This is a genomic window from Candidatus Kuenenia stuttgartiensis, assembly GCF_900232105.1.
GTDB lineage: Bacteria > Planctomycetota > Brocadiia > Brocadiales > Brocadiaceae > Kuenenia > Kuenenia stuttgartiensis_A.
This window is the reverse complement of record NZ_LT934425.1, coordinates 1,000,038-1,025,707: the sequence shown is the minus strand read 5'-3', so window position 1 is coordinate 1,025,707 and position 25,670 is coordinate 1,000,038. Positions and strand designations below refer to the sequence as shown.

Annotated in this window: 24 protein-coding genes and 1 pseudogene; 11 read left to right on the top strand and 14 right to left on the bottom strand. The window is 41.4% G+C overall.

Annotated features, from left to right (window positions below):
• Positions 1–57 precede the first annotated feature (57 nt).
• The 8 genes and pseudogenes from thiC to truA all read right to left on the bottom strand — a co-directional run bounded on the left by thiC (position 58) and on the right by truA (position 5,180).
• Positions 58–1,329, bottom strand: a pseudogene (gene thiC / locus KSMBR1_RS04750) (phosphomethylpyrimidine synthase ThiC).
• Entirely contained in the window at positions 1,298–2,080 is a 783-nt protein-coding gene (locus KSMBR1_RS04745) for a pseudouridine synthase (protein ID WP_099324294.1), read from the bottom strand. Before KSMBR1_RS04745 ends, thiC begins: the two are co-directional and overlap by 32 nt.
• Positions 2,081–2,209: 129 nt before the next feature.
• Positions 2,210–2,338: a hypothetical protein gene (locus KSMBR1_RS22640; RefSeq protein ID WP_261341086.1), complete on the bottom strand. Its 129-nt coding sequence runs from the start codon at positions 2,336–2,338 to the stop codon at positions 2,210–2,212.
• A gap of 38 nt (positions 2,339–2,376) precedes the next feature.
• Positions 2,377–3,201 carry a DNA repair protein RecN gene (locus KSMBR1_RS04740; RefSeq protein ID WP_099324293.1) on the bottom strand — a complete coding sequence of 275 codons (825 nt, stop codon included), beginning with the start codon at positions 3,199–3,201 and terminating at the stop codon, positions 2,377–2,379.
• Positions 3,186–3,407 carry a hypothetical protein gene (locus KSMBR1_RS04735; protein WP_099324292.1) on the bottom strand — a complete coding sequence of 74 codons (222 nt, stop codon included), beginning with the start codon at positions 3,405–3,407 and terminating at the stop codon, positions 3,186–3,188. Before KSMBR1_RS04735 ends, KSMBR1_RS04740 begins: the two co-directional genes overlap by 16 nt.
• A 207-nt stretch (positions 3,408–3,614) precedes the next feature.
• Entirely contained in the window at positions 3,615–3,923 is a 309-nt protein-coding gene (locus tag KSMBR1_RS04730) for an AAA family ATPase (protein ID WP_099324291.1), read from the bottom strand.
• Between the two features lie 54 nt (positions 3,924–3,977).
• Entirely contained in the window at positions 3,978–4,304 is a 327-nt protein-coding gene (gene metG, locus KSMBR1_RS04725; RefSeq protein WP_099324290.1) for a methionine--tRNA ligase subunit beta, read from the bottom strand.
• A gap of 141 nt (positions 4,305–4,445) precedes the next feature.
• Positions 4,446–5,180, bottom strand: a complete 735-nt coding sequence (truA, locus tag KSMBR1_RS04720; RefSeq protein ID WP_099324289.1) for a tRNA pseudouridine(38-40) synthase TruA — start codon at positions 5,178–5,180, stop codon at positions 4,446–4,448.
• Between the two features lie 379 nt (positions 5,181–5,559).
• On the opposite strand from truA, the gene KSMBR1_RS04715 reads away from it, so the two are divergent.
• The 4 genes from KSMBR1_RS04715 to KSMBR1_RS04700 all read left to right on the top strand — a co-directional run bounded on the left by KSMBR1_RS04715 (position 5,560) and on the right by KSMBR1_RS04700 (position 9,023).
• Positions 5,560–5,943 carry a RidA family protein gene (locus KSMBR1_RS04715; protein ID WP_099324288.1) on the top strand — a complete coding sequence of 128 codons (384 nt, stop codon included), beginning with the start codon at positions 5,560–5,562 and terminating at the stop codon, positions 5,941–5,943.
• A 109-nt stretch (positions 5,944–6,052) separates the two neighbouring features.
• A complete protein-coding gene (locus KSMBR1_RS04710; RefSeq protein ID WP_099324287.1) occupies positions 6,053–7,798 on the top strand; it encodes a dynamin family protein in 1,746 nt (581 codons plus the stop codon).
• 32 nt (positions 7,799–7,830) lie between these two features.
• On the top strand, positions 7,831–8,307 hold the full coding sequence (gene ispF, locus KSMBR1_RS04705; protein WP_099324286.1) for a 2-C-methyl-D-erythritol 2,4-cyclodiphosphate synthase: 477 nt from the start codon (positions 7,831–7,833) through the stop codon (positions 8,305–8,307).
• A 23-nt stretch (positions 8,308–8,330) separates the two neighbouring features.
• Complete coding sequence (locus KSMBR1_RS04700) at positions 8,331–9,023, top strand: hypothetical protein (protein ID WP_099324285.1); 693 nt, start codon at positions 8,331–8,333, stop codon at positions 9,021–9,023.
• A gap of 280 nt (positions 9,024–9,303) precedes the next feature.
• Here KSMBR1_RS04700 and serS read toward each other — a convergent pair whose 3' ends face one another.
• Together serS and KSMBR1_RS04690 are read right to left on the bottom strand one after the other, a co-directional pair.
• Positions 9,304–10,623, bottom strand: a complete 1,320-nt coding sequence (serS, locus tag KSMBR1_RS04695) for a serine--tRNA ligase (protein WP_099324284.1) — start codon at positions 10,621–10,623, stop codon at positions 9,304–9,306.
• A gap of 113 nt (positions 10,624–10,736) precedes the next feature.
• Positions 10,737–10,985 (bottom strand): hypothetical protein, encoded by a 249-nt coding sequence (locus KSMBR1_RS04690; protein WP_099324283.1) that lies wholly within the window; start codon positions 10,983–10,985, stop codon positions 10,737–10,739.
• A gap of 346 nt (positions 10,986–11,331) precedes the next feature.
• Between KSMBR1_RS04690 and KSMBR1_RS04685 the strand changes: the two genes are divergently transcribed.
• The 6 genes from KSMBR1_RS04685 (at position 11,332) to KSMBR1_RS04660 (ending at position 20,172) form a co-directional block, all read left to right on the top strand.
• A complete protein-coding gene (locus tag KSMBR1_RS04685) occupies positions 11,332–13,068 on the top strand; it encodes an IS1634 family transposase (protein WP_099323573.1) in 1,737 nt (578 codons plus the stop codon).
• 322 nt (positions 13,069–13,390) lie between these two features.
• Positions 13,391–13,576, top strand: a complete 186-nt coding sequence (locus KSMBR1_RS04680) for a hypothetical protein (RefSeq protein ID WP_157820390.1) — start codon at positions 13,391–13,393, stop codon at positions 13,574–13,576.
• Positions 13,577–14,201: 625 nt separating this feature from the next.
• Entirely contained in the window at positions 14,202–17,030 is a 2,829-nt protein-coding gene (locus tag KSMBR1_RS04675; protein ID WP_197705343.1) for a polysaccharide biosynthesis protein, read from the top strand.
• Positions 17,031–17,074: 44 nt separating this feature from the next.
• Entirely contained in the window at positions 17,075–17,365 is a 291-nt protein-coding gene (locus KSMBR1_RS04670) for a PqqD family protein (protein WP_157820389.1), read from the top strand.
• Positions 17,366–17,569: 204 nt separating this feature from the next.
• Positions 17,570–19,396 carry a glutamine--fructose-6-phosphate transaminase (isomerizing) gene (glmS, locus tag KSMBR1_RS04665; RefSeq protein WP_099324280.1) on the top strand — a complete coding sequence of 609 codons (1,827 nt, stop codon included), beginning with the start codon at positions 17,570–17,572 and terminating at the stop codon, positions 19,394–19,396.
• A 206-nt stretch (positions 19,397–19,602) separates the two neighbouring features.
• Entirely contained in the window at positions 19,603–20,172 is a 570-nt protein-coding gene (locus tag KSMBR1_RS04660; protein WP_169703435.1) for a polysaccharide biosynthesis/export family protein, read from the top strand.
• 51 nt (positions 20,173–20,223) lie between these two features.
• Here KSMBR1_RS04660 and KSMBR1_RS04655 read toward each other — a convergent pair whose 3' ends face one another.
• Complete coding sequence (locus KSMBR1_RS04655) at positions 20,224–20,625, bottom strand: hypothetical protein (protein ID WP_099324278.1); 402 nt, start codon at positions 20,623–20,625, stop codon at positions 20,224–20,226.
• A gap of 322 nt (positions 20,626–20,947) precedes the next feature.
• Between KSMBR1_RS04655 and KSMBR1_RS04650 the strand changes: the two genes are divergently transcribed.
• Positions 20,948–23,500, top strand: coding sequence for an exopolysaccharide transport family protein (locus KSMBR1_RS04650; protein WP_099324277.1), 2,553 nt, complete (start codon positions 20,948–20,950; stop codon positions 23,498–23,500).
• A 233-nt stretch (positions 23,501–23,733) separates the two neighbouring features.
• On the opposite strand, the gene KSMBR1_RS20795 is transcribed toward KSMBR1_RS04650, so the two are convergent.
• The 3 genes from KSMBR1_RS20795 to KSMBR1_RS22325 all read right to left on the bottom strand — a co-directional run bounded on the left by KSMBR1_RS20795 (position 23,734) and on the right by KSMBR1_RS22325 (position 24,632).
• The gene (locus KSMBR1_RS20795; RefSeq protein ID WP_157820388.1) at positions 23,734–23,898 is read right to left on the bottom strand and encodes a hypothetical protein; all 165 of its coding nucleotides are present in this window, start codon (positions 23,896–23,898) and stop codon (positions 23,734–23,736) included.
• Positions 23,899–23,996: 98 nt separating this feature from the next.
• Positions 23,997–24,194 (bottom strand): hypothetical protein, encoded by a 198-nt coding sequence (locus KSMBR1_RS04645; RefSeq protein WP_099324276.1) that lies wholly within the window; start codon positions 24,192–24,194, stop codon positions 23,997–23,999.
• Between the two features lie 234 nt (positions 24,195–24,428).
• Entirely contained in the window at positions 24,429–24,632 is a 204-nt protein-coding gene (locus tag KSMBR1_RS22325) for a GIY-YIG nuclease family protein (protein WP_211436095.1), read from the bottom strand.
• Positions 24,633–25,670 lie beyond the last annotated feature (1,038 nt).

Here is a 25,670-nt window from a genome sequence, read left to right as displayed (position 1 = left end):
TAAGAAGTACGATTTAAAATCCCAAATCCCAAATCCCAAATCGTACTTCGTAAATCCCTACGCATCTCCCAGTTTAAATACGCAATATTCCGCACACATAGAACACACATCTTCGTTTTTTGGTCTGCCTTTTTCCCGGATCTTTTTGGCTATGACAGGATCGATACAGGTATTAAACTGGCCTTCCCAATCTCTGTTTTTCTATAGTGCGACATTTTTTTGTCCCACTCCCAGGCAGATTTAACCCCTTTTACCAGGTCTGCCGCATGGGCGGCTATCCGCGCAGCCATTACGCCGGTTCTGACGTCTTCCGGGCCGGGAAGGCTTAAATGTTCCGTCGGTGTTACATAACAGAGAAAATCAGCGCCTGCAGAAGCGGCTATAGCGCCTCCAATGGCGGAAGTAATGTGGTCGTAACCGGGAGCAATATCTGTGACAATGGGACCCAGCACGTAAAATGGCGCTCCCTTGCAAAGTTCTTTCTGTAATTGAACATGCGCGCGTTATTTGATTCAGCGGCACATGGCCTGGTCCCTCAACGATTACCTGCACGTCTGCCTCCAATGTTCTTTGCGTAAGCTCGGCGAGTACGTTCAACTCATATACCTGCGCACGGTCAAAGGCGTCAGCCAATGCACCGGGCCTCAAGGCGTCCCCCAGGCTTATGGTTACGTCATATTCTTTTGCGATAGCCAATATTTCATCAAATTCTTCATAGAATGGATTTTCCTTTTTATTGTGTATCATCCATTCTACCAAAAAGGCTCCTCCTCTGCTTACGACGCCGCAAATACGTTTATCTTCGCGCAAATGTTTTAATACCCCCATTGTTGCGCCACAATGTACGGTTATAAAGTCAACGCCATCCTCGCAATGCAATTGTATGGCTTCGATCATATCCCGTGCGGTCATATCGTAAATCGCCTGCTTTCTTTTAATGGAATTTACAGCCGCCTCATATATTGGCACGCTGCCTATGGAAACAGAAGCAGATTCTATGATTGCTTTTCGAATGGTTCTTAATTCCCCGCCGGTGCTCAGGTCCATTACCGCATCGGCGCCCGCTTCTTCAGCGGCACGTAATTTTTCTAATTCTTTGTCGATGTCCGCATAGTCTGCCGAGGTGCCTATATTGGCATTTACCTTGGTTTTTAGGCCTGCGCCAATGCCGCATAATTTACGGGAATTCCGTTTATGGTTTACGGGGATGACGATCTTCCCTTCGGCAATACGCCCTCTTATATATTCAGGGTCGAGTCCCTCAATTCTTGCCACCTCAGCCATTTCTTTTGTTATATTATTTTTTCTTGCTTGCTGTAACTGTGTCATATCGTTGTTTTCCACTTTTTTTTTCAATAGGTTTTTTTTCCGTCATTGAGTAAAGACTTTTTATCTCCTGCTCAGTTAATTTCCTGTATTTGCCTACTTTTAAGTCCGGGTCGCATAAGGAGCCGATTTTTATTCTTCTCAGGGTTCTTACTTTGTGCCCGTGATCTGCGAGCATTCTTCGTATTTCTCTGTTTTTCCCTTCACAGAGGATCATTTCAAACCTGCTTTTTTTAAAACTGCGATGCATTTTTTTTATTCTGACGGGTTTGTGTTTACCAAAAGCCAGCCAAACCCCGGATTGTAATGCCGTAATAGTTTCATTTGATAAATATCCGTCAATCTCAATAAAATATGTTTTGTTCACCTCATATTTTGGATGAGACAGCTTATTGGAGAGTTCTCCGTCATTTGTGATGATAATCAGCCCTTCGCTTTGCTTGTCAAGCCTGCCAATGGTATAGAGTCTTTGTTTGACATTCTTTATTATATCAATTGCCCTTAGGCGGTTTAACTCATCGTAATTTGTGCACAAACAATCTTTTGGTTTATTTAACAGATAATAAATTTTAGCTTCAGGTCTGATCGGCATCCCGTCACAATAAATCACGCTTTTCCCGGCGTCTACCGTAGCGCCTAAAGCAGTAACTCTTTCACCATCGACAGTTACCCTGCCCGCTAAAATAACATTTTCGCATTCACGGCGTGACCCAATGCCCGCACTTGCCAATACTTTTTGTAAACGTTCCTGCATTTCAGAATTTCTTATAAATGATGCCTTAAATATTAATCATAGTACTGTATTTTTTTATGCGTTAATAGTACCGTATGAACCGGGGAATCAGAAGTCAGAAGTCAGAAGCCTGCCCGCAAACCACTGATATTAATTTCCTGCCTTATTTTTTTTCTTTGCATCGCGCAGCATTTCCCTTGCCTGTTTTCTGGTGATGTCCGTTTTCTCCGCTCCTCTTATCATATCGGCAATCTCTTCTATACGGTGTTCGCCGGCCATGTTTTCAATGGTGGAGTATGTTTTCCCCGTTTTACAATTTACTTACTTTTCCAGTGTTCGTCAGCGTAACATGCAATTTGTGGGAGGTGCGTAATGCAGATTACCTGATGTGATTTGGCAATGCTGCTTAATTTTTCTCCAATTACTTCGCCCATCCTTCCCCCGATATTTGCGTCAATTTCGTCAAAAACCAGGACGGGTGTTTTATCGACCCTGGCAAGCTGGTGTTTTAATGCCAGCATCACCCTGGAAATTTCTCCGCCAGAGGCTATTTTTCTTAGCGGTTTTAAATTCTCGCCAGGATTTGGAGAAATAAGAAAATCTATGTTCGATATCCCGGAACTGTTTGTTTCTAAAATAGAGACCCCTTCGTTGTCATCCAGGAAGGGAGATTTGATTTCTACCTGAAACCTGCCGTGCGGAATACCTAGATCCCCCAATTCCTTGTCGATCAAAGGTGCAAGTTTTTCCGCCACAGAGATGCGTTTTTTGTTTAATTCGCAGCCCTTTTGTTTCAGCAATGCTGTTGTAGCCGTCAGCTCCTCATCCAGGCTCTCAATGCTTGACCCTTCCTCTGACAGTTGTTTTAGTTTTGCCTCTATTTCATTTCGGTATGATAAAACATCGTCTATCGTGTTCCCGTATTTTGCTGTTAGTTTTCTGATGGTATCCAGTCGTTCTTCCAGAGAAGAGAGTTTTTGTGGATCATAACTGAAGTTTTCCTTGTATTTCCCCAGGGAAAAGGCAATGTCTTCAATCTGGTAAAGCGATTGGTTGTATGATTCGGAGACCTTTACAAGGTCTTCGTCAAATTTTGCAACCGATTGTAATTCGCGGGCAATCGATTTTAGCGTACCATACATGGCATCTGATGTTTCATAGAGTTGGGAATAACATGATGAGACGGCATTGTATATCTTTTCGGCGTTGATGAGAAGGCATTCTTCTTTTCAAGTGCCTCCTTTTCTCCAACCCCGAGTTGCGCCTTATCTATTTCGTCTGCCTGGAAGGCATATAATTCGGTTTTTTCTATTCTTTCGCGCTGGTTTTTTTTAAGTCCTTCAAGCAATGCGGTCTTTTCTTTTATCTGTTTTTATGTAGGATGAAAACTTTTCCCGGAGAGGGGAGATGCAGCCAAAATCATCAAGGATCTGCAACTGGTTCATTCCCTGCAATATATGTTTCATGTTCATGCTGACCGTGTATGTTTATTAATGATTGTCCAATCTCTTTGAGTATGGACAATGTGATAGGCGCATTGTTTAATCGGCATTTGTTACGTCCGTTGGAACGATGCTTCTTTGGAGGAGAAGTCTTCATCAATGTTTGTGTTATCCAAAGTCTTCCTGAAATACTCCAGCAAAGAGTCGTCCTTCAGGTAAAATTTGCCAACCACCACTGCCTCATCTTTGCCGTTTCGCACAATGTCCTGCGTAAAACGACCGCCAAGAATAAAATGTAAAGCGCCAATTACAAGAGATTTCCCCACCCCTGTCGCCCCGCTGAATACATTTAATCTTTCACTGAGCGTAATGGTTGCTTTATCAATTAATACAAAATTGGAAATATATAATTCTTGCAGCACAGAACACTATACCATATTTCTGCAAAATAGGATTTTAGGATTTATTGTTGCGATTTATTGGATTCCTGAACCGGGTTGAACGTTTTTTTCTGTCGTTAAGATTGCTAATTTTTCTGCATCTTTTGCGGCAAGCAGCATACCCTGGCTTTCAACGCCCCGAATGACAGAGGGAGCAAGGTTGTTTACGATAACAATTTGTTTTCCGATAAGTTCTTCCGGGGTGTAATAGTTTTTTATCCCGGCAACAATCTGCCTTTCCTGGTTTCCATCGCCGGCGTCAATCTTTAATACTAACAATTTGTCCGCATTTGGGTGCGGCTCCGCATGTTTTATTACCGCAACTCGTAACTCTACCCGTAAAAAATCTTCAATTGATATCATCTGCAAGTCCTTTCAAAAATCTACATAACTATAGCCAATTTTAAAATTTATGTCAACGTAACATTTTACGAATTACGAATTACGATTTAAATCGTAATTCGCGTACTTCGTACCTCATTTATTCGGGTCAGACGCTACATATTAATATTTTACTTCTTTCATGCATAATCCTTTCGCAGGGGCCGTTGGGCCGGCGTCATCTCTGTTCCCGGTCTCTAAGAGTTTTCTTATAAGATAGACGTCCATTTTTCCACGTCCTATTTCCAGGAGTGTACCGACAATCGTTCTTACCATTTTGTATAAAAAGCCGTTTGCTTCAACTACAAAATAAATATATTTCCCCTCTTTCTGAATCTCCAGGTTCTTGATTGTCCGTATCCTGTCCTTATTATCCAAGGCCTTTGTGGTAAATGAAGTAAAATCATGGGTGCCGATAAGGTATTGCGCCGCTGTCATCATTTTAGAAAGATCTAATGGGAAGCCATACACATAACAAAAATTACGATTCAGGGAGGTTCTTAACCAGTCATTCAACACGGTGTACCGGTACACCTTAGACGTCGCACTGTATCGTGCATGAAAACCTTCTTCCATGTCGGCAACATCTTTTATTGTAATATCTTGTGGCAAGTGAAAATTTATTGCCCGTAATAGCTGTTTTGCAGGAATGGCAGAATACGTTTTAAAATTGGCAACCTGGCCAAGGGCATGTACTCCGGCGTCAGTCCTGCCTGCACCATGTATTTCCACCTCTTCCCGGATAACGGTCCTTACTGCATGGGTAAGGGTCTCCTGTACCGAAATGGCGTTTTTTTGCCATTGCCAGCCCGCATAATTAGTACCTTCGTATTCAATAGTAAGGCGTACGTTACGCATGAATATTTAATTAAAAAACCTTAATTGTGAGATAAAAGGAAATAAACAATCACATTTGCAGAAAAAATACTTTTACCGGTGCATGATAAAAAGATATACTTATTAAAAATTTGGAAAAATCGTAATGAAATATACACGAGCCTTCTGCGCACAAAGTTTATGTAAGTTATAAGGTTGGGTTGAGGCACAAAACCTAACCTTACCGGGCTAAATTCAGCAGAAGACACAAACCGGGAAGGATTGAAGCAAAAAAGACGTGTGTAATCAATGAAAAAACCGTGTTGTTTGCAAATCTATTTGAATAAAAAGGGCTTCCCATCTCCCCGATTTTAACATCTTCGCAGAGTGTACATCTTTCATTAATTAAGAGAGTAAATAAATGAAAAAAATGGTAATCTCAACAAAGGCTGCGCCTGCGGCAATTGGTCCATATTCCCAGGCTATTAAGGCCGGCAATCTGGTATTTGTTTCCGGACAAATTCCTATAATACCCGAAACAGGTGAAACATTACATGGCGATGCTGCGGTACAAACACGACAGGTTTTAAATAATTTGAGAAATATATTGGATGCGGCAGGTGCTTCTTTGGATAAGGTGGTAAAGACGACTATTTTTATGAAGGATTTAAATGATTATGCGGCGGTGAATGACGTCTATAAGGAATTTTTTCAAAATGAACCGCCAGCCAGAGCTGCGGTGCAGGTGTCCAGGCTGCCGAAGGACGTTGCTATCGAGATCGAAGCCATTGCAACTGCCGGCTGAAAAGAAATTGACTTGCATTGCTAAAATTGATAACATCAACCTTCGCAACAATTAACGCAAAGGTATTCCTTAATAACCATTTTTCACTTTACAGTATTTGATCCAATCTATGTTAAACATCACATCAAAGACACAGCGAAGAGATATCTATCCGGAAATAGTAAATTTGCTGGATAATTCAAAAAAATTCTTCGAAAGAATTGGTATTACAGAGATGGAGAAACGAGTAGAGGAAATGCGTTCTCAATTGGAAGAACCTTTCTATTTGCTGGTTGCAGGAGAATATAATTCCGGCAAATCCAGTTTTATCAATGCCTTGTGTGGTGAACGTGTCTTAGTGGATGGCCCGACCCCCACCACTAACAGAATTACTTTGCTGACCTATGGGGATAAAGTGGAAGTAAAGGAGGTAGGAGACCATTTATGCCGGGCAACATACCCGATGGAGGTTTTGAAAGATATTACCCTGGTAGACACGCCGGGAACAAATTCAATTATTTTAGAACACTCCGCACTAACGGAAGGTTTTGTACACAGGGCTGAACTCGTACTCTTCATTACCTCTGCCGATCATCCTTTTACCGAAAGCGAACGGCAGTTTTTGCAATTCTTAAAGGGTAAATGGGGACGTAAGGTACTTTTTATACTGAATAAAATTGATTTAAAGACGCCGAAAGAGCTTATTGATATTATATCGTTTGTGGAAAAAAATTGTTACCGGCTGCTGGGTTTTGAGCCAAAGGTTTTATCCGTTTCCGCAAAAGAGGCATACAAAGCACGAAGCGAAAATAATGAAGCGCTGCTGAAACAGAGCGGTATTGAAGAAGTTGAGGCGTTTATGTTTGAAAAACTTGACCTTGATACAAAAATAGATTTCAAACTCGTAAGCCCTTTAAAATATCTGTTTAATGTATTCACCGAACTACAACAAAGGCTTGGGGAAAAGGTGAATAAATGCAACACGGATATTAAAAATATTGAAAGATTTGAAACGCGCCTGAAAAACAAAAAACAGGATATGCAGGAGTACACGTTAAAATATAAAGATGAGATCAGGCTGGTATTCTCGCGATTAAAAGAAAAACTAGAAAATTTTTTAAACACTTATGTTACTGCCAGATCGGTTCTTATGTCAAAAATAGGAAGAGAAAAACTGAATGACCGATTTAAAAGAGAGGTGTATGGGCTTTTAAATCCGCAAACAGACCTCGACCGAATTATTGATGATGTAGTTGATTATGTGGCACGAAATAACCGTGCATTATGGGATATGGCCAGAGATCATGTTGAGAAGGAAGTTGGGTATGACCGCATGGCGGGGAATATAGTTAACGGGCATATTGAACGCCATTATGATGACCGCAAACATGAAATTGAAGTTGCATTAAAGACCCGTTCCAAAGAGTTTCGGGAATTGGATACGGAACGGGAATCTGAAAAACTTAATGGATTAGTGCAAGCAGGTTTTATCAGTTTTCTGCTCATCGAAACATTTGCTATAGGAATTGGCGTTGTGGGAATAATGATGTTTTCCTGGATCGCGCCTCCACCGGTAACGATAGGTATTTCTGTAGCACTGGCTTTTATAGGGTTAGCTATTTTCCCTCAAAAGCGTAAAACCTTCAGAAATGAATTTTTAAGGCGGGCAGACGCTATCTGTGAACGTTTTGTGGAGTTTATGAAGTTTGAGGTGAATAAGGCTATCGATCGTGTAATTGAAGATATAAGCAACAACATTTCATCTTATCGTGATCTCAGATGGACGGAAAGGGAAGAAACGACACGGCAAATTTCAGAAGTAAATGCATTGTTGGAAAGTGTTAAAAACCTTATGCGGAAGAGCGGTCTTAGCTAAACAAAAAGTAAGTTAATGGGGAACTATTTTGTATGCTCTTTGGGATTGGATATGATATTCATCGTCTAGTCGAAAACCGGAAGCTTATTTTAGGTGGGGTTTCGTTTGATTACCATCTCGGCTTACTGGGTCATTCCGATGCGGATGTGGTTATTCATGCTATCTGTGACGCATTGTTAGGGGCTGCAGCTCTTGGCGATATTGGAGAACACTTCCCCGATACCGACGAAAAATGGAAAGATGTTTCCAGTTCGGTTATTCTTTTAAAAGTTGTTGATCTTTTAAAAGAAGGCAATTTTAAAATCAATAATATAGACGTCATCATACTAGCGCAAAAACCAAAAATAGGCTTGAGAAAACAGGAAATGAGACAGTATATAGCACAATTGTTACATTTAAATACAAACAGGGTAAACATAAAGGCAACAACAATGGAAGGTGTAGATGCAATTGGCCGCGGGGAAGCGATCGCAGCACAAGCAATAGCGGGTTTACACGAAAATACTTAATAAAATAATAAGGTTACAGTACTATGGCAATTTGGAAAAGAAAGAAAAAAGAAACAGAAAAAGACACTGCCGGTTCTGAAATCCAAAGGGAAGGCATTGAAGAAGACAACCCTACCCTTACCGATCCTGTTGCGGGAAGCGCAACCCCAGAAGAAGTTGCACTGAAGGAAACAGGCATTGAAGAACCATCTGAAGCAGAGGTTATGCAGAAAGAAGAAAACGCTGACCTTTCGGTAATGAAAAGTGAGGGTGTGGAAGAATCAGACTACACCCTTGCCGTTCCTGTTGCAGGAAGCACAACTTCAGAAGAAGTTACGCTGGAAGAAACAGGCATTGAAGACCTCCCCGAAATTCCATTTTTGCCCCGGGAAGATTTAAAAAACGGGGTTATTTTGCGTGATAAACAAATCTCCGGCAAGTTCGGAAAGGTATTTTGGGGATTAATCTCCATCTTTGTCCTGCCTCCTGCTTTAATGTTTGCGTTTGGAATCCTTATCATCGTATTTATGTTGATCTTCCCTATACTGGCGGTAATCCTTGTTACCTCTGTGCCTGTAATTTTTGTGACACTTTCTGTCCTGATAATTGCCTTTCCGGTAGTATTTCCTTTACTCGTATTGTTCTTGCTTATTACCGGTAAGGGACGGTTATTGGTTGCTTCTGAGGGAAGATGGATTGGGATAGAAATGTTTGGAAAGAGCTATTCCTTGAAATAAAGCTATGAAGGGTTCTGGGCTCCGGGGCATAAACGCTAAGTTAAAATTACGGATTAATTTATCCGTGTAATAAAATCTCCATATTCGCGTTTATTAGCGGCTATTTGCGGTTAATAAAGGAACCGCCAATGAACGCTAATAAACGCGAATAGATGCTAAAGAATAACGAATATTTTTTAGCCTATTGGACTCCGCGTAAAAAATATAAAAAACAACTTAGCGCTTATTAGGTTTGGAATTCACAGGTTTTCAACCGTGAACCTCACGAGGTTATACCGCGTTACGATTGATTTGCAATGATCCTGGTTTCTTTCATATAGGGCTGAAGGACGTCCGGAATCAGGATTGAACCGTCTTCCTGCTGATACGTTTCAAGGATTGCTATTACCGTCCTCGGCAACGCTAATCCGGAACCGTTTAAAGTATGTACATATTGTAGCTTCCCGTCTTCGTTGCGAAAACGCAAGTTAATGCGCCGTGCCTGAAAGTCTTCAAAATTGCTGCAGGAAGAAACTTCAAGATACTTATCTACTCCTGGCGCCCAGACTTCAATATCATAACACTTAGCGGCGGCAAAGCTCATATCCCCCGTACACAATTTCACCACCCTGTATTCCAGTCCAAGCAATTGCAGTATCTTTTCCGCATTAGCGAGCAGTGTTTCCAATTCACCATACGAGGTTTCGGGCCGCACCAGTTTTACCAATTCCACCTTATTGAATTGATGCACCCGCATGATGCCCCGAGTGTCCTTTCCATAAGAACCTGCCTCCCTCCGAAAACAGGGAGTATACGCGGTATAATAAATGGGGAGGTTTTTATACAGAAGGATTTCGTCCCTGTGAATGTTGGTTACGGGCACTTCCGCAGTTGGAACAAGAAAGAGATCTTCAGCAACGGCTTTTTTTTCAGACGCATGCGCGGTGTACATTTGTAATGTCCGATACATGTCGTCTTCCAGTTTCGGCAATTGCCCGGTGCCCGTCATGGACTTCCTGTTTACGAGAAAGGGGGGAAAGATTTCTGTATATCCGTGGTCACGGGTATGTATATCCAGCATAAAATTAAAGAGCGCCCGCTCAAGTTTTGCGCCAGCACCCTTTAATAAAATAAAACCGGAACCGGTAATTTTAGCTGCCCGTTCAAGGTCGAGAATATCCAGCGTCTTTCCCAGCTCCCAGTGCGGCTGCGGCGTAAAATGAAATGTTTTCCGCTCTCCCCAGTGTCTCACTATTTCGTTGCCAGAGGCGTCTTTGCCAACAGGTACATCCGCTGCCGGTATGTTGGGGATTCCAAGCAACAGGTCGTTAAGTTGGGATTCCATATCCCGTAATTCCCCATCAATGGATTTTATATCATCGCCAATCTTTTTTGTTTCCTCAATGATAGCGGAAGCGTCTTGTCCGTTCTTTTTTAGTTCACTCACCGCCCTTGACTTTTCATTCCGTTGATTTTTCAACTGTTCGCAGATCTGAATCTTTTTCCTGCGTTGGGCGTCTATTTCTAAAATAGCATCAATGTTTACGGCAATTTCCTGTTTATTGGCAATTGCCTCTTTCACTGCGTTCACATTATTTCTTATGAAATGTATATCAAGCATATGTTTTGTCTCTCCTCTGGCGAATTGCTAAATTGAGAAGTGGATTATATGCCATCGCCTGGGAAAAATCCAAGGGTTTTCTGAACGAATGTAATAGAAGGATACTTCCCACATTAATTTTTGAAATATGGGAAGTGTCCCTCTATTTTTCGGTGTTCAAACAGATTTCGATCTAATTCAAAATACCCTGCTATTAGCCTTGCTACAATCGGGAGCATTCCCGATTTTTTGTAACCGTTTGTGTGATTGGGGCAAAACAACGCTGCAAGGGATGTGGCAAGCCTGTCCCCCGCTGGCGGGGGATTAAGGGGGTGGAATTGTCTGCGGAGGAAATCTGGGAGGTTTATAACATGAATAGCCATAAGTTTTTCTTCTCATTCCTGCGCTCTGCGGGAATGCATGTCACGAAACAGGATAAAATCGTCCATTTGACCAGTCTGCGAAGCGTGAGAAAGAGGGTTAAATTTGTTTTCATAATAAAGGGGTAGTTGAATCGATGGAGAAATCTAGCGTGAGTTTATCACGAAATAAGGTGTAAGACAAAGACATCAAGTTGCAATCCAATGATTTGTATCGGGTTGCGACTTTTTTTGTCTAAAAAATTATGTATACACTGAATAATACTATATTTATATTGCATTATATGCCTGTATATACTATTATACACGGAGTATTAATCTATTACGTATACACTAACAACTAATAGCCATGGCTACCATTCAATCTAAAAACTCCAGAGGTTATAAATATTGGTATATTGTCGAATCGCGGCGCGTTAACGGCAAGCCCAGGCCCATCGTCCTGGCCTATCTTGGCAAGGCAGACGATTTATTAAAACAACTGCAAGGTCTTACCGAAAAATTACGGCTCAAATCTTATTCACATGGCGCGGTAGCCGCATTGCTAAGTGTGGCCAATGCCCTGGACGTCCCTTCCGTGATTAATAAATATATAAAGTCGCCACGGCAGTATTGTGCTAAAAAACCTGTTCGAAATAATCTGACCGCCGGAAGTACCCTCTTGTTGGGTGCCGTGGGGAGAGTGTGTGTGCCTACCAGCAAAAGAGGATGGTGGGATTGGGCAAAGACGACTACTGCCGAATACTTACTCAGACACAGCTTGAGTAAAATAGACAGTCAGCATTTCTGGGATTTGATGGATGCACTTCCTGAAGAATCCATTGCAGAAATCGAGCGCGAATTAATTGAAAAGACATTTAAAACATACAACCTTCAAAGCGACACACTGTTTTTTGATACAACCAATTTTTTCACGTATATCGACACAACTAATCTGCGATGCACTATTGCCCGGCGGGGGAAAAACAAACAAAAGCGATACGATCTCAGGCAGGTCGGGTTGGCGATGGTCGTTACACGTAACGACATGATACCGTTGTTTCACCATACCTATCAGGGGAACATGGCGGATGCAAAGGTGTTCAGCGCGGTTCTTGAGACGATAAAAGACAGGATGACCGGATTAGGTTTCGACAGCAAAAAGCACACTATTGTTTTTGATCGTGGAAACAATTCCATGGACAATATGGCTATTGTAGAGAGATTGGCATTGCATTACGTTGGAGCGCTTACACCGTATCATCACAAGCAGTTGGTAGGGGATGCCATGTGTAATTTCAGGGAATATGACGTTGACGGCAGTAAGATACAGGTGTACCATGACAAACGGGTTATTTGGGGGCAGGAAAGAACCGTTGTCGTATTTATTTCCGAGAAATTAAAGGTTGGGCAATTAAGGGGAATGTCTCAGTCTCTGGAAAAGGCAGAACATCAGTTAAAGCTCTTACAGCAGCATCTGTGTAATCCAAAGGGAAAGATGCGGGACAAAGAGGGTCTGGAGGATACGATAAGAAGTGTAGTGAAATGTCAATTTGCGAAGGATGTTATCGATTGGTCGTTAAAAGAGGTATCTGAAGGCAAGTTTCAATTGAATTTTTCAATCGACCAGAAAAAGCTCGAAGAAATAGAAGGGGAACTGGGGTTCAGGATTCTTATGACAGACCATCACGATTGGGATACCGCGGACATTATAAAAGCCTACTATGGGCAATCAAAAATTGAACATGCCTTTAGAAATCTCAAGAACCCCTATCACCTTGCTTTAAAACCGCAATTTCACTGGACGGATCAGAAAATCAGGGTGCATTTTTTTATTTGCGTCCTCGGATACCTAATGGCGGCGATTGTGTGGTATCAGGCAAAAGCGCACGCACAATTTAGTGGAACGTTAGATACCCTGTTAGACACCCTTAATAATATAAGGCTTTCTGCTATGCTTGAAGAAACAAAGGCCAGAGGGAGAGTTAAGGCTACCTACAAATTGGAAGAAATGTCCGACAAGGAATCTCTGTTGATGAATGCGTTAGGCATTATGGATTTCCACAAACATCGGCTGAAACTTCAAGGACTCAGTGTATACAATTGATGTTGTGCTTAACGCATTGACTGTATTTATGTTACGTTGCTTCATGCCTTATTTTGTGATAAACTCACGCTAGTCCACCCCCTGCACCCCCGCCAGCGGGGGACATAGTTTGAACAACAGGAGCATTCCCGATTTTTTGTAAATTTTATCACATTGTATCACAAGCATCTTGCTTGCCGTTCAGGAATTTTTCAAAGTTGTAGAACGAAGCGATTGCTTCGTTCGAGCGAAGTGGCACTTCGCTCTACATCAACGAAAAAGTCGCCAAAGGCCTAACTTGTGAACTCGTAAGGTATAGTAGATGGAGGGCATTCCTGATTTTTTGCGACTTCCGCTGGTTTCGGTGAAACGTTGCAGAGCATTAACCCTGACAGGGTTTGAAACCCTGTCAGGGTTGTTTAGTCCTGACCTCATGAGCGGTTACAAAAAATCGGGAATGCTCCCCCCGGCTACGTCATTATTGCATACGAATAAATCTGCAGAAGCGCAGGCGCACACTATCCATTAACCCAAAAGAAGACACCCATTTGTATATACCCCAAATAGGGTATTTACAGAGTTATTATTTTTAATATGATATGTGATATGGATTTTTCTTTAAGAAAGGACACTTCCCACAGTAATTTTTGAAATACGGGAAGTGTCCCTCTATTTTTCGATGTTCAAACCGATTTCGTTCTAATTCAAAATACCCGGTTACTTCATTATTGCATACGAATAAATCTGCATAAGTGCAGGCGCACGCGCACGCTATCCATTAACTCAAAAGAAGACACCCATTTGTATATACCCCAAATAGGGTATTTACAGAGTTATTATTTTTAATATGATATGTGGTATGGGTTTTTCTTTAAGATTAGTTTTTTTGAAAAATTCTAATAATTGCAAAGTAGTGGCTAAGCATTTGCTGTAAATTGTCATAAATGCGTTCATACCCAGACGGGCAAATGTATCGCCACTACTTTTTCAAAAAACTAAAGTGTTACGGTTTTTTGTTTTTAAGGATATTTTCAAAAAGTGTTGTGAGACCAAAAGTAGGCGGTGTCTCCGGATTGTCTGGGTTATGTTTTAAAAATCTGCTCAATCATAATAAAAAGAGTCTACTTAAAACTTAAAAAGGAAATCTCACATTGGTGACAGCAGGAAGAGCTATAAATAAATTATTCTATCCCACCTATTTTAAGCGTACGATGTTCTTTTGTGCGTGTGATGTAGTTATCATTGCATTTTCCCTTTTTGTATCCTTTCTTTTTCGCTTTGATTTTGAGATTTCCCCGCAATATAGATGGATGATTTTGAGGGCATTGCCCCTGTTTTTGCTTGTCAAAATGGGCATGCTTGCTCTTTTTAAAATATATAAAATCACATGGCAATATGTAAGCATCCCTGATTTCATCTATATCACATTATCACAGTTTGTAGCATTAACTGTTCTTGGGGCGATAATCTGGAATCCATATATATCAAATAACATTATAAATATTTCCGGCCTTTATTCTTTATTTCCAGTTCAGGGTTTTCCTCGAAGTATCATTTTTATTGAATGCCTGATTTCTCTCACATTATTTTGCGGATTAAGAATTTCAAAAAGAGTATTTTCAAAATACATTTACGGAAGAATCAACGCAAAGCATGGGAAGAGAACCATTATCATCGGCGCCGGGAACACAGGAAGCATGGTCCTCAGGGATCTGAAAGAAGGGGGTTATAAAGATTATTGCCCCGTTGGATTGCTTGATGACGATGTTGGCAAAGTGGGAAAAAGCATACACGGTATTCCGGTGTTTGGCAAAACCGACATATTGGAAGATATTATAAAAGAAAAGAGGGTCAAGGCAATGGTTGTTGCCATTCCATCATTAAACTACAAATCATTGAGGAGATTATACAATATCGCAAACAGGTATGACGTGGAGATAAAGATTATTCCACGCATATACGATAACTGTGAACCTGCAATAAATATTCACAATCTTGAAAATATCAGTATTGAAGATCTTTTAGGCAGGCAGGCGGTAGAGATTGACCATAAAGGGATAGAACGGTTTATACATAACAAGGTTGTTCTTATTACCGGCGCCGGCGGCTCTATCGGTTCTGAAATAGCTGTGCAGGTTTGTTCCTTTCATCCCGAAAAAGTAATACTTTTCGATACAGATGAAACAGAATTACATTCTTTGAAACTTCATTTGGAAAAACGATTTCCGCATCTGCTTCATAACCAGCGCGTCAATTCGCAAATGTTGCAAAAAGTATTATTTATTGCCGGCGATATAAGGGACGAAGAGTCCGTTACCAGTGTTTTTAAACATATGAAACCGCAGATTGTCTTCCATGCCGCTGCTTACAAACATGTGCCTATGATGGAATATAACTCCAAAGAAGCGGTCAAAGTGAATATGTTTGGGACGTACAAAGTAGCAAAGGTGTCGATGGAGAATAAGGTGGAAAAGTTTGTTTTAATCTCTACGGATAAAGCGGTTAGGCCGACTAGTATTATGGGCGCGACAAAGAGGATGGCGGAACATATTTGCAGGGCGTTTGAAGGGATGTCAAATACAGAGTTTTTATCGGTGCGATTTGGAAATGTCTTAGGCAGCCGCGGGAGTGTTTTACCGTTGTTTTTGCAGCAGCTAAAGGAGGAAGGGCCCCTTACTGTGACCCATAAAGATGTCGAAAGATATTTCATGACGATTCCGGAGGCGGTGTCACTGGTTCTTCAGGCGGCAATTTTAGGGAAAGGCGGAGATATCCTTGTCCTGGACATGGGAGAACCTGTAAAGCTTTTGGCGTTAGCGGAAGACTTAATAAAGATCCATGGCTTGAAACCCTATCAGGACATAGACATAAAGATTACCGGTTTGAGGCCTGGTGAAAAGCTTTACGAAGAAATACTTACCGCAGAAGAAGGCACAACCGCAAGCAGGCATGAGAAGGTATTTTTTGCGAAGAATAGCGGGATGTTCTCTTTGCACGAAATAAATAAAATACTCAGTGAGTTTGAAACACTCCTGAAGAATCTTTCCGCAATGGATCATTATGAAAAAGTCAGGGACATGCTGAAAAAATATGTATTGCCTCTTGAACGGCGTGGATACCAAAGGCCTGTCGGGAATAATGGCGGATTAACATTGAACATTGGGAAAATGTGTTTAGCCTTTTCATTTTTGAACAAAGAACTCGAGGAAGAAGCGCAAAAATATTTCCATTTCTCTGAAATGAATGGTCAAAATGACTGCCGGTTTATATTCGGATATCAGGAGAGCAACAGATTGTATAATGATGGGGAAGAAATAAATTATAAGCAGGAAAAATATTATTGTATAAATTCCTCTGAAGCGGAAAAAAGGGTATTTATCCCCACTGCCGGGAAGCTATCTGTTGTGGAGTATATGTGTCGTTGCATTTATGAGGGATTTTTTAAGAAAGGCATACACAACGGAAAGGGTGCAAATGATTTTTTCATCCCTGCGGCAGGCGTAGTGACGGATGGAAGAGGATTTCTTCTTGTAGAGAAATCCGGCGATAATAAAACGATTATATCAAGCCTGTTTACTCACGAGGCGGAAATCCTTTCGGATGAATTAATCGTAGCTACGGAAGAAAAAGGCTCATATTACATTTCTCAGTTTCCCGTGAAAACAGAGATTACAAAACAAAATAGTAAGATTGCACCGTTAGAGGCAGTTATTTTATTAGGTACGGATGCAAATAATTCATTTAAAAAATTAAGCGGCAAGGAGGTTGCAGTTGCCCTTATGAACAATATCTATCCATGTGATTTAAACGGTATTGATAATAAAAACCTTTTCTCGGAAAAATTAAGAATAATAAGCAGTATAGTGGATTGTACTGCGGTGTATGAAATTAAGTATAGGAATATTAAATACGCCCGGAACAAAATCTTTCAATTGGAATATGCCGGCACAACGGATACCACGCAGTATTCACAAACGAGGTAATCCGTTAGAATAGTTTGTTGATAATAAGGCTTATGGCGAAACACATGCGCATCATTTTGGACAATAAAAATAAGGTTCCTTGCCGAAACGAAAATAAGTGCTTTTGGAGGAAGGTAGGTGGTGATACTGTCCTTTTTTCTGAGGATGGCCAATGGCTTCATCAACTGAATGATGTAGGGGCTGAAATATGGAATATGTGTAATGGCGTATTTACGGTCAGAGAAATAGCGGAAAAACTATGTAATGAGTATCAGGTGGATGCAAATGCTGCGTGTTTTGATGTGTTATGTTTTCTGGAAGACCTTTCTGTTAAAAACTTAATCGTTTATAAATAAGTTTTGCCTTAATAAGTACCAACATGGACAAAACAAAAAAAACAAAAAAAGTATACAAAAAACCCGTAGTAAAATCTGAACAGGCGAATTTGAAATGCAATGTTGATATATTTCAACTATTGCCGGTTCCACAAAAAACAGTTCCGGCAAGTAAGAGTCTTTAATAGATAGAAAATAGTTATTAAGCGAAAGGAATAACCATATATGTGTGGAATTGTAGGATATATTGGAAACAAAGAAGCCGGAAAGGTGCTTTTGGATGGCATTAAACGACTCGAATATCGCGGATACGATTCTTCCGGTATCGCATGTATTGAAAACGGCACATTGCGATACGAGAAGGCCATAGGAGAGGTTGTCGAACTTGAACATAAACTGAATACGAATCCTATCATTGCAAATATGGGTATTGTCCATACCAGATGGGCAACCCATGGTGCGCCTACGGTTGAAAACGCGCACCCACACATGGATTGCCGTTGTGAAATTGCTGTTGTGCACAATGGCATTATTGAAAATTACGACTATTTAACCTCTTATTTAGAAAAAAGAGGGCACATATTTAAAAGTCAGACAGATACAGAAGTGCTGGCGCATTTAATTGAAGAAAATCTAACCAACAACCTGGAAGAAGCCGTAATGAGCGCCGTCAAGATGATTGAGGGAACGTACGGCATTGCCGTTATATCCACGAAGGATCCGGGGAAAATAGTGGCTGCGAGAAAAGGTTCTCCATTGATTATTGGAATCGGCGATAATGAATATTTCATCACGTCGGACGTCTCGGCTACGCTGGAACATACGAGAAATGTTATCTATCTGGACGATCTTGAGGTTGCGATTATCACCCCTGATAACTACGAGACAAAGACCATCGAAAACATCACGTCGTTGAAAAAGATCGAAGAAGTGCTCTGGAACATGGATATGATTGAAAAATCCGGTTTCCAACACTTTATGCTGAAGGAGATTCACGAACAACCGCAGGCGCTTCAAAATCTTATGAGGGGAAGGGTAGATGGTGGCAAAGCCCCTATAAAACTGGGCGGACTTTCCCATTGTGAAAAAGACCTTCTTGCAGTTAAACGCATTGTGGTCATTGCCTGCGGCACATCATGGCATGCAGGTCTGGTAGGAGAATACATGCTGGAAGAGCTTGCACGAATACCGGTTGAAGTTGAATATGCCTCTGAATTCAGATATCGCAATCCTATAATCGAAAAAGATACACTGGTAATGGCAATAAGCCAGTCGGGAGAAACCGCCGATACCCTGGCGGCTATGAGGGAGGCAAAAAATAAAGGTGCAAAAGTACTTGCTATTTGTAATGTCGTCGGGAGTAGCATTGCCAGAGAGGCCGATGCCGGCATATATCTACACATAGGCCCTGAAATCGGAGTTGCCTCTACAAAGGCATTTACTGCTCAGGTAGCCGCCTTCTATTTGTTTGCCCTCCATATACTATTGTTAAGGCACAAGACGGACCCAAAAGTTCCGGAAATGATAACTGCAATTAATTCCATTCCAGGCAAGATTCAAAAGATCCTTGATAGAGAAGAGGAAATCCGTGAGATGGCGGATGCCTACAAAGATAAAAATCATGCGTTGTATCTGGGGCGTGGGTTCAACTATCCCGTAGCGCTTGAAGGCGCTTTAAAGCTGAAGGAGATATCATATATTCACGCGCAGGGATATCCGGCAGCGGAGATGAAACACGGGCCTATTGCGTTAATAGACGAAAACATGCCGGTAATAGTTATTGCTACAAAGGACGCCACATATGGGAAAATACTCAACAATATCGAAGAGGTAAAGTCAAGAAAAGGGAGGGTCATTGCTATCGCGACAGAAGGCGACGAGCAGATACAGGGGAAAGCGGATCACGTAGTGTATATCCCGGATGCACCGGCAGTACTAACCCCTTTGCTTTCTGTCATCCCCCTTCAATTACTGGCATACCACATGGCAGTTATGCGAGGGTGCAATGTGGATAAACCAAGAAACCTGGCAAAGAGCGTAACGGTTGAATAATATAAGCTGGCATAGCCAGAACCAGACAAGCAAGAAAGAAAACAGTCCTCAGTCCTCAGTCCTCAGTCCTCAATCTGCAATTTGCCGACTGCCGACTGGACAATTAAATATTTTGCCCAAAAAAGCAAAGAAATTACTGATAAGGTACCAATGAATAATGAATAATGACTAATAACAACTATTTACTTAAAAGAAAGGAGCCTGATATGAGAAAAAAACAGTCGAAAACTACATTACAAATAATATGCATTTTTATAGGATTACTGTGCACGACATCCTTTGCCTTCTCAGCCGACAACATTTCAAATAATGAATATGTGGTCGGGCCTGAAGATATCCTTGATATCCGTGTGTGGGACAACGAAGACATGGACAGAATGGTTGAAGTATCACAAAACGGAGCCTTTACCTTTCCCTTAATTGGCAAGGTGGATGCCGACGGCCTGTCAGTCTTTGATCTGGAAATACTTATGGAGAAGAAATTATTGGAGGGAGGATATTTTGTCTCTCCGCAAGTAACGATAAGGGTAAAAAAGTATCGGAGTAAAAAAGTGTATGTGGTTGGGGAAGTAACAACCCCCGGTGAATACTACTGGAAAAACAGTATGACCGTCCGCCAGGCAATTGCGCAGGCGGGTGGGGTAACGGAAAAAGCATCTCCTCGCCGCGTAATCGTAGTGAGGACGAAAGATGGAAAAGAAGAGGAGTATAAAGCAAAACTTGATGCACTGGTAAAGCCAAACGATATTATCAGAGTGCCTGTAAGGTATTTTTAAAAATCGGCTTGAAGTGTGAATTTTTGTAACACGTTAGTTTTTTGAAAAAGACTAAAGTGTTTCAAGGTTTTTCATTATGCCGTCAACCCACTCATTATTCCCTTCCCAAGAGGGGAATAATGGGTGGGTAAAAAAACCGCTCGTTCCCAAGCTCCGGCTTGGGAACGGGATTGTTTGAGAAGCTCCAGCTTCGAATGGAAAAGGGAATGAACCCAGGATGTCAGCTTGGAGGCTTTTCAGTATGTTACCCAAGATATTTGGAAACCTCTTTTGAATCGAATAATACATGAAGCTTCGCTTGCCGGCTAAATGGAAGCTAGAGCTTCCAACGCAATTACGTTCCCAAGCCGGAGCTTGGGAACGAGCATTTTTGTTTTTCCAAAAATCTAAACTGTTACAAAAAATCAGGAATGCTCCCACCAAGCAAGCGCGAAGCATGAAAATATGAAACATATTCTAAAATCCTCCCCCTTGCCCCCTACAAAGGGGGAGAATGTCCCCCGCTGGCGAGGGTGCAGGGGGGGGATTTGTATTTAGTATTTCGGATTTAACCATTAAATATTTTGCCAAAAAATACAAAGGAGGCAACACTTTAGTTTTTTGAAAAATTCCAATAGTCGTAGTTTAGGGGCGAAGCATTTGCTGTAAATTGTCATAAATGCGTTCATACCCAAACGAGCAAATGCTTCGCCCCTACTTTTTCAAAAGACTAAAGTGTTGCCAAAAAAATTACTGATAAGAAACTATACGTATCTTTTATAAGGAGAGCAAAGCCTTGAACCAAAATAACGAATTTAACAATACATTTGGTAGGAAACCGCTTAATCGCGAGGTTCATCTTACGGATTATCTTAACATCATAAGAAAACATATATGGATATTGGTAATTTTCTTCACTGCAGTGGTTTCCGTCGTTACCTATCTGTCGTTTACTGTAACGCCTGTCTACAAAGCGACAACACAGATTATCATCGATAACAAAAAGTCTTTTATGGAAGAAATGGCTGATGTTATGCGGATAGACGCCACGGATAAGGAGTACTACCAGACACAATACAAACTACTTGCCAGCAGGAGTCTTGCGAAACAAGTTATTCAGGAGAACGAACTCAGTGAAGTATTTTATCGTGATGCGCCTGAGAAAACAGGTTCACCAGAGACAGCTCCCGATGAGAACGATACCGAAAGTTCCTTGCCTTTGTCAGACGCAGAGGTGACATCTGAAATGATCGACTGGTATTTAAAAAATCTTCAGATAGAACCCATTCGTGAAACACATCTGGTAAATATCAGCTTTTCAAACAAATCCCCGGAAACATCCGCACGCGTAGCCAATGCCCACGCCCATGCTTTTATAGAGAGGAGTAGCCAGATACAACGTATGTCATCACAGCAGGCGCTCGATTGGCTGAAATCACAGATTCAAGGGCAGAAGTTTAAAGTAGGTGATTCGCAGAAGGCGGCATTTCAATATAAATATGAAAAACTTCGATCCTTTTCTTTTGACGATGAAAGTATATTCTTGTTTCCCGAAATAAAAGAAAATAAAGTTATTGATGAACTTTACAAACAACTGTGCAGCCTTAAAGAATCGGTATTGGCAAACACTAAAAAGTACGGGCCAAATCATCCCAGGATGATAGAAGCAAATGCAAGCATAAAGGGGCTTGAGCAGGAAATCATTGAAGAGGTGAAGAAGGTCTGTTCGTCAATTAAGAGAGAACTGGACAGTATCATCGCCTTTGAAAGTACAAACCCAAAAATGCAGGATATCCAGGAACAAATGTCTTTGGTCAAGGCGGGAGGAGCAATAAATTACGATATTTTACATCTGGAGGCAATGAGTGATCAGGCGATTTACGATATCCTGATTAATCAGGCAAAGGAGATTAATTTAACAGGAAACATGAAGAAGGACACAATCCGTGTTGTTGATAAAGCGGAAGCTCCTCTATTTCCATCAAAACCAAGAAAGAAATTAAACGTCCTTCTATCGGTCGTGGTAGGCTTAACATTTGGAACAGGCCTTGTATTTTTCCGTGAATATATGGACAACACGGTCAAAACTCAGGAAGAAATTGTCCAGTGTACGAGTATGCCGGTTCTCGGCACGATACCGTATATGAAATCATTAAAGAAAGAGGGGGTGCTGGCTTTATCCGGCAACGGAAAATCTCCGGGGCAGAAGAATCAGAAAGGCGGTTATTATTATCACACCAATTCCGATTGTATTATCAACCGGTTGCCTTTTATGCAGACAGGAATGAGCGGGCAGGCCATGATGGTAGGAAGCGCCACGCCGGGGGAGGGTAAGACCACGGTTATTACAAAATTGGCAGTAAGTATGGCAAAGGGTGGGTTACGCGTGATAATGGTGGATGCGGACGTGTACAACACGAGTTTAAGCAATTTGTTTGGATTAAAAGATAATGAAAATGCCGGAATGTCAAATGCAATGGAAAAAATCCGGTCATGGCAAATACAGGATGGTTCTTTGTGCAATTGCAGTGTGGACGATCTTTTTTCCATTATTTCATTAAAAAAATTGAGCGGAGAGCTGACTGTTTCCAACGAATTACAAAAGATTACCACCATCTTTGAAAATGGCAACCTTTTTCATATTGACAATGAGGACACTCCATTTACCAACAGATTGGGAACGATGCTCCTGCGAGGGGGTTTTATCAATGAGACCCAGTTGAAAGACGCCATGGAACGAAACCAGCGCACGAAATTGCCGTTGGGATATATCCTCATCAATGCGGGCTATATAAATCAGGAACAATTAAAAGGTCCTATCAAATTGCAGATAGAAGAACATCTCCAGAAACTATTCAGTTGGAAAGAGGGAACGTATTCATTCAAACCGGGAAGTATAGAAACGTACGAAGATAAAAGGGTATTTTTCCAGGAGGACTTTACTCCGGTGATCAACCGTTTGGGGCGTTTGGGGGGAAGCAGATTATTGGAACGTGAGATATTATCGAACGTGACAACGTTAAATGGCTCAAATATCTCACTCCTGCGATTTGGAACCGGGGAGATTTTTCCGGAAGGAAGGACCTATTTTCAGCTTTTTGAAAAATTCCTGAACCTGTTGAAACAACGGTATGACGTGGTGCTTGTGGATACACCGCCCTTGTTAAACGCAACGGGCAGTGTTACTCCATTACTGCCATTGGCAGATGGTGTGATCCTGGTGGCCAAATCAGGGCATGTCACCGTTGATGAGGTTGATCAGGCAACAGCTATTATAAAAGAAACAAAAACAAAACTTCTTGGCACCATCATGAATTATACAGAAACCGGCGCGTATTATTATAGATGATTATAAGTAAGGAGTAAGGACAGGGTTTAGGCGCTGAATTTACGTATAGGAATTTCAATATTTTTGTAGAGACGCATTGCATGCGTCTGTAAACTGCTACGCGTAAATAAAGTGTTGACACAACAGAGAGGCGAAGAGCATACCCGATTTTTTGTAACCGTTTGTGTGATTGGGGCAAAACAACGCTGCCAGGGGTTAATACTACTGTACGTTTCATTAAAACATGGCAGAAGTCACAAAAAACCGGGAATGCACCTTAATTTGCTCCATAGTATCAACCCCACAAGGGCATGAAAGCCTGCAAGGGATGTGGTAAGCCTGTCCCCCGCTGGCGGGGGATTAAGGGGGTGGAATTGTCTGCGGAGGAAATCCTGGAGGTTTATAACATGAATAGCCATAAGTTTTTCTTCTCATTCCCAAGCTCTCAGGCCTGGTCAAATGGGCAATTTTATCCTATTTTACGACAGGCATTCCCCACTTTAATGGGAAAATAGTACTAAATATGGTTGAAAACAGGCATAATGCCGGGAGTTGTTCCCGCTTTTGAGACAGCAAAGTTCATTTTGCCCAGTCTGTCTGCGTGGGAAAGAGGGGCAAATTTGTTTTCATAATAAAGGGGTAGTTGAATCGATGGAGAAATCCGGTCCACCCCCTGCACCCCCGCCAGCGGGGGACATAGTTTGAACAGGAGCATTCCCGACTTTTGGTTAACTAATTGTACACTGTACCACAAGCATCCTGGCTCGAAAATAAGACTACAAAAAATAGTTTAAGTACAGATACTACAACACTATATGGTTATAAACCCATTTTCATAGTTCCTGGGTGTTGCTAATGCAACATGATGACTGTTGACTGATGCTGATGACTTATTTTGTCATTACAAGGGCATCAGCTTGTCATTGCGAGGGTCTTTTCCGAAGCAACCTCATAAACCGTCAAAGAGATCCTTCCATCCTGCATTCATCCCATTAACTAATTCTATTTTTTTAGCCCTTGAGCCACCCTTAATTTGCTTCTCCCGCGATATGGCGTTTCTTATGTCACGAAATATCTCGTAGTATATTGATTGCTTCGGAAAAGACCCTCGCAATGACAAGCGGAGACAAGCGGAGACCCACTGTAATGACAAGCTGATACCTTTTGGATGGCCATATACTAAGGTGAACTGGTACAGAAACAGAAATGCCAGATGTTTCCAACTCGGAAGTAAGACTACAAAAAATAGTTTAAACACAGATACTACAACACGATATGGCTATAAAACCATTTTCATCGTTTCTGAGTGTTGCTAATGCAACATGATGACTGCTTGCGTTATTTTACCCTCAAGCTGGAAGCTTGAGTCACTATTCTTCCACACCCCCCTGCTAATGGCATTTTTACAAAAAATCGGGAATACTCCCGCAAATTACAAATTACAGACCGCGGCCCGCCGACTGAAGACAGCCTGTAGGCAGGTATGACGGTGAAAATCTAGTATAGCGTTTCATTAAAATATCTACATTGATACCGTCATTGCGGGCGACAGCGAAGCAATCTTAAGTTTTTTGGGAACAAGAGGTTGCTTCGTCGCTCTACTCCTCGCAATGACATTTTTTTACGTATACATTTTAACGAAACGATGTGCCAGTAATACTCTACTTTTTTGAAAAAGTAGGGGCGAAGCATTTGCTCATTTGAGTATGAACGCATTTATGGCAATTACAGCAAATGCTTCGCCCCTACACTATGCGGCAAACATCGTTACTGTTGGAATTTTTCAAAAAACTAAAGTGTTATGTTTTTTGTCATTTGAATTTGTTTCGTATTTCGATATTAGTATTTCGAATTTGGTTTCAGCCAAAGGCCTGGCCAATCCCTTTGTGGTTAAACTCTTTTTGGCTGCGTATGGCATAGATCCCTGGAATTTTCTAAGATGCCGTAGCACTCGGCGCCCGGCAAATTGCCGACTACCGACTGCTGACCTCTGATCTCTGACTGCCAGGTTTATGCTGTATTCGTTAACTGGTTACAGAAGTTATTCATGTAACTGAGAGGGACGAAGTCCCTGTAAATTAAATCAGCAGGCGCGGCCTGCCTGCTGGCAGGTATGTAAGTGAATGCATATGATCCATAGAGAAATTATTTGGGATTTGTGAGTTATTTTTTATCGTAACACTTTAGTTTT

Coding starts and splice junctions, on each gene's coding strand:
- KSMBR1_RS04715 (WP_099324288.1), top strand. CDS start 5,560: ATGAAAAAAATGGTAATCTCAACAAAGGCTGCGCCTGCGGCAATTGGT.
- KSMBR1_RS04700 (WP_099324285.1), top strand. CDS start 8,331: ATGGCAATTTGGAAAAGAAAGAAAAAAGAAACAGAAAAAGACACTGCC.
- KSMBR1_RS04685 (WP_099323573.1), top strand. CDS start 11,332: ATGGCTACCATTCAATCTAAAAACTCCAGAGGTTATAAATATTGGTAT.
- KSMBR1_RS04660 (WP_169703435.1), top strand. CDS start 19,603: ATGAGAAAAAAACAGTCGAAAACTACATTACAAATAATATGCATTTTT.
- KSMBR1_RS04645 (WP_099324276.1), bottom strand. CDS start 24,194: ATGCTCCTGTTCAAACTATGTCCCCCGCTGGCGGGGGTGCAGGGGGTG.
- metG (WP_099324290.1), bottom strand. CDS start 4,304: ATGATATCAATTGAAGATTTTTTACGGGTAGAGTTACGAGTTGCGGTA.
- KSMBR1_RS04690 (WP_099324283.1), bottom strand. CDS start 10,985: ATGGCTATTCATGTTATAAACCTCCCAGATTTCCTCCGCAGACAATTC.
- truA (WP_099324289.1), bottom strand. CDS start 5,180: ATGCGTAACGTACGCCTTACTATTGAATACGAAGGTACTAATTATGCG.
- ispF (WP_099324286.1), top strand. CDS start 7,831: ATGCTCTTTGGGATTGGATATGATATTCATCGTCTAGTCGAAAACCGG.
- KSMBR1_RS04670 (WP_157820389.1), top strand. CDS start 17,075: ATGCGCATCATTTTGGACAATAAAAATAAGGTTCCTTGCCGAAACGAA.
- KSMBR1_RS22640 (WP_261341086.1), bottom strand. CDS start 2,338: ATGGCCGGCGAACACCGTATAGAAGAGATTGCCGATATGATAAGAGGA.
- KSMBR1_RS04710 (WP_099324287.1), top strand. CDS start 6,053: ATGTTAAACATCACATCAAAGACACAGCGAAGAGATATCTATCCGGAA.
- KSMBR1_RS04745 (WP_099324294.1), bottom strand. CDS start 2,080: ATGCAGGAACGTTTACAAAAAGTATTGGCAAGTGCGGGCATTGGGTCA.
- glmS (WP_099324280.1), top strand. CDS start 17,570: ATGTGTGGAATTGTAGGATATATTGGAAACAAAGAAGCCGGAAAGGTG.
- KSMBR1_RS20795 (WP_157820388.1), bottom strand. CDS start 23,898: ATGGCTATTCATGTTATAAACCTCCAGGATTTCCTCCGCAGACAATTC.
- KSMBR1_RS04740 (WP_099324293.1), bottom strand. CDS start 3,201: ATGTATGGTACGCTAAAATCGATTGCCCGCGAATTACAATCGGTTGCA.
- KSMBR1_RS04655 (WP_099324278.1), bottom strand. CDS start 20,625: ATGTTTCATATTTTCATGCTTCGCGCTTGCTTGGTGGGAGCATTCCTG.
- serS (WP_099324284.1), bottom strand. CDS start 10,623: ATGCTTGATATACATTTCATAAGAAATAATGTGAACGCAGTGAAAGAG.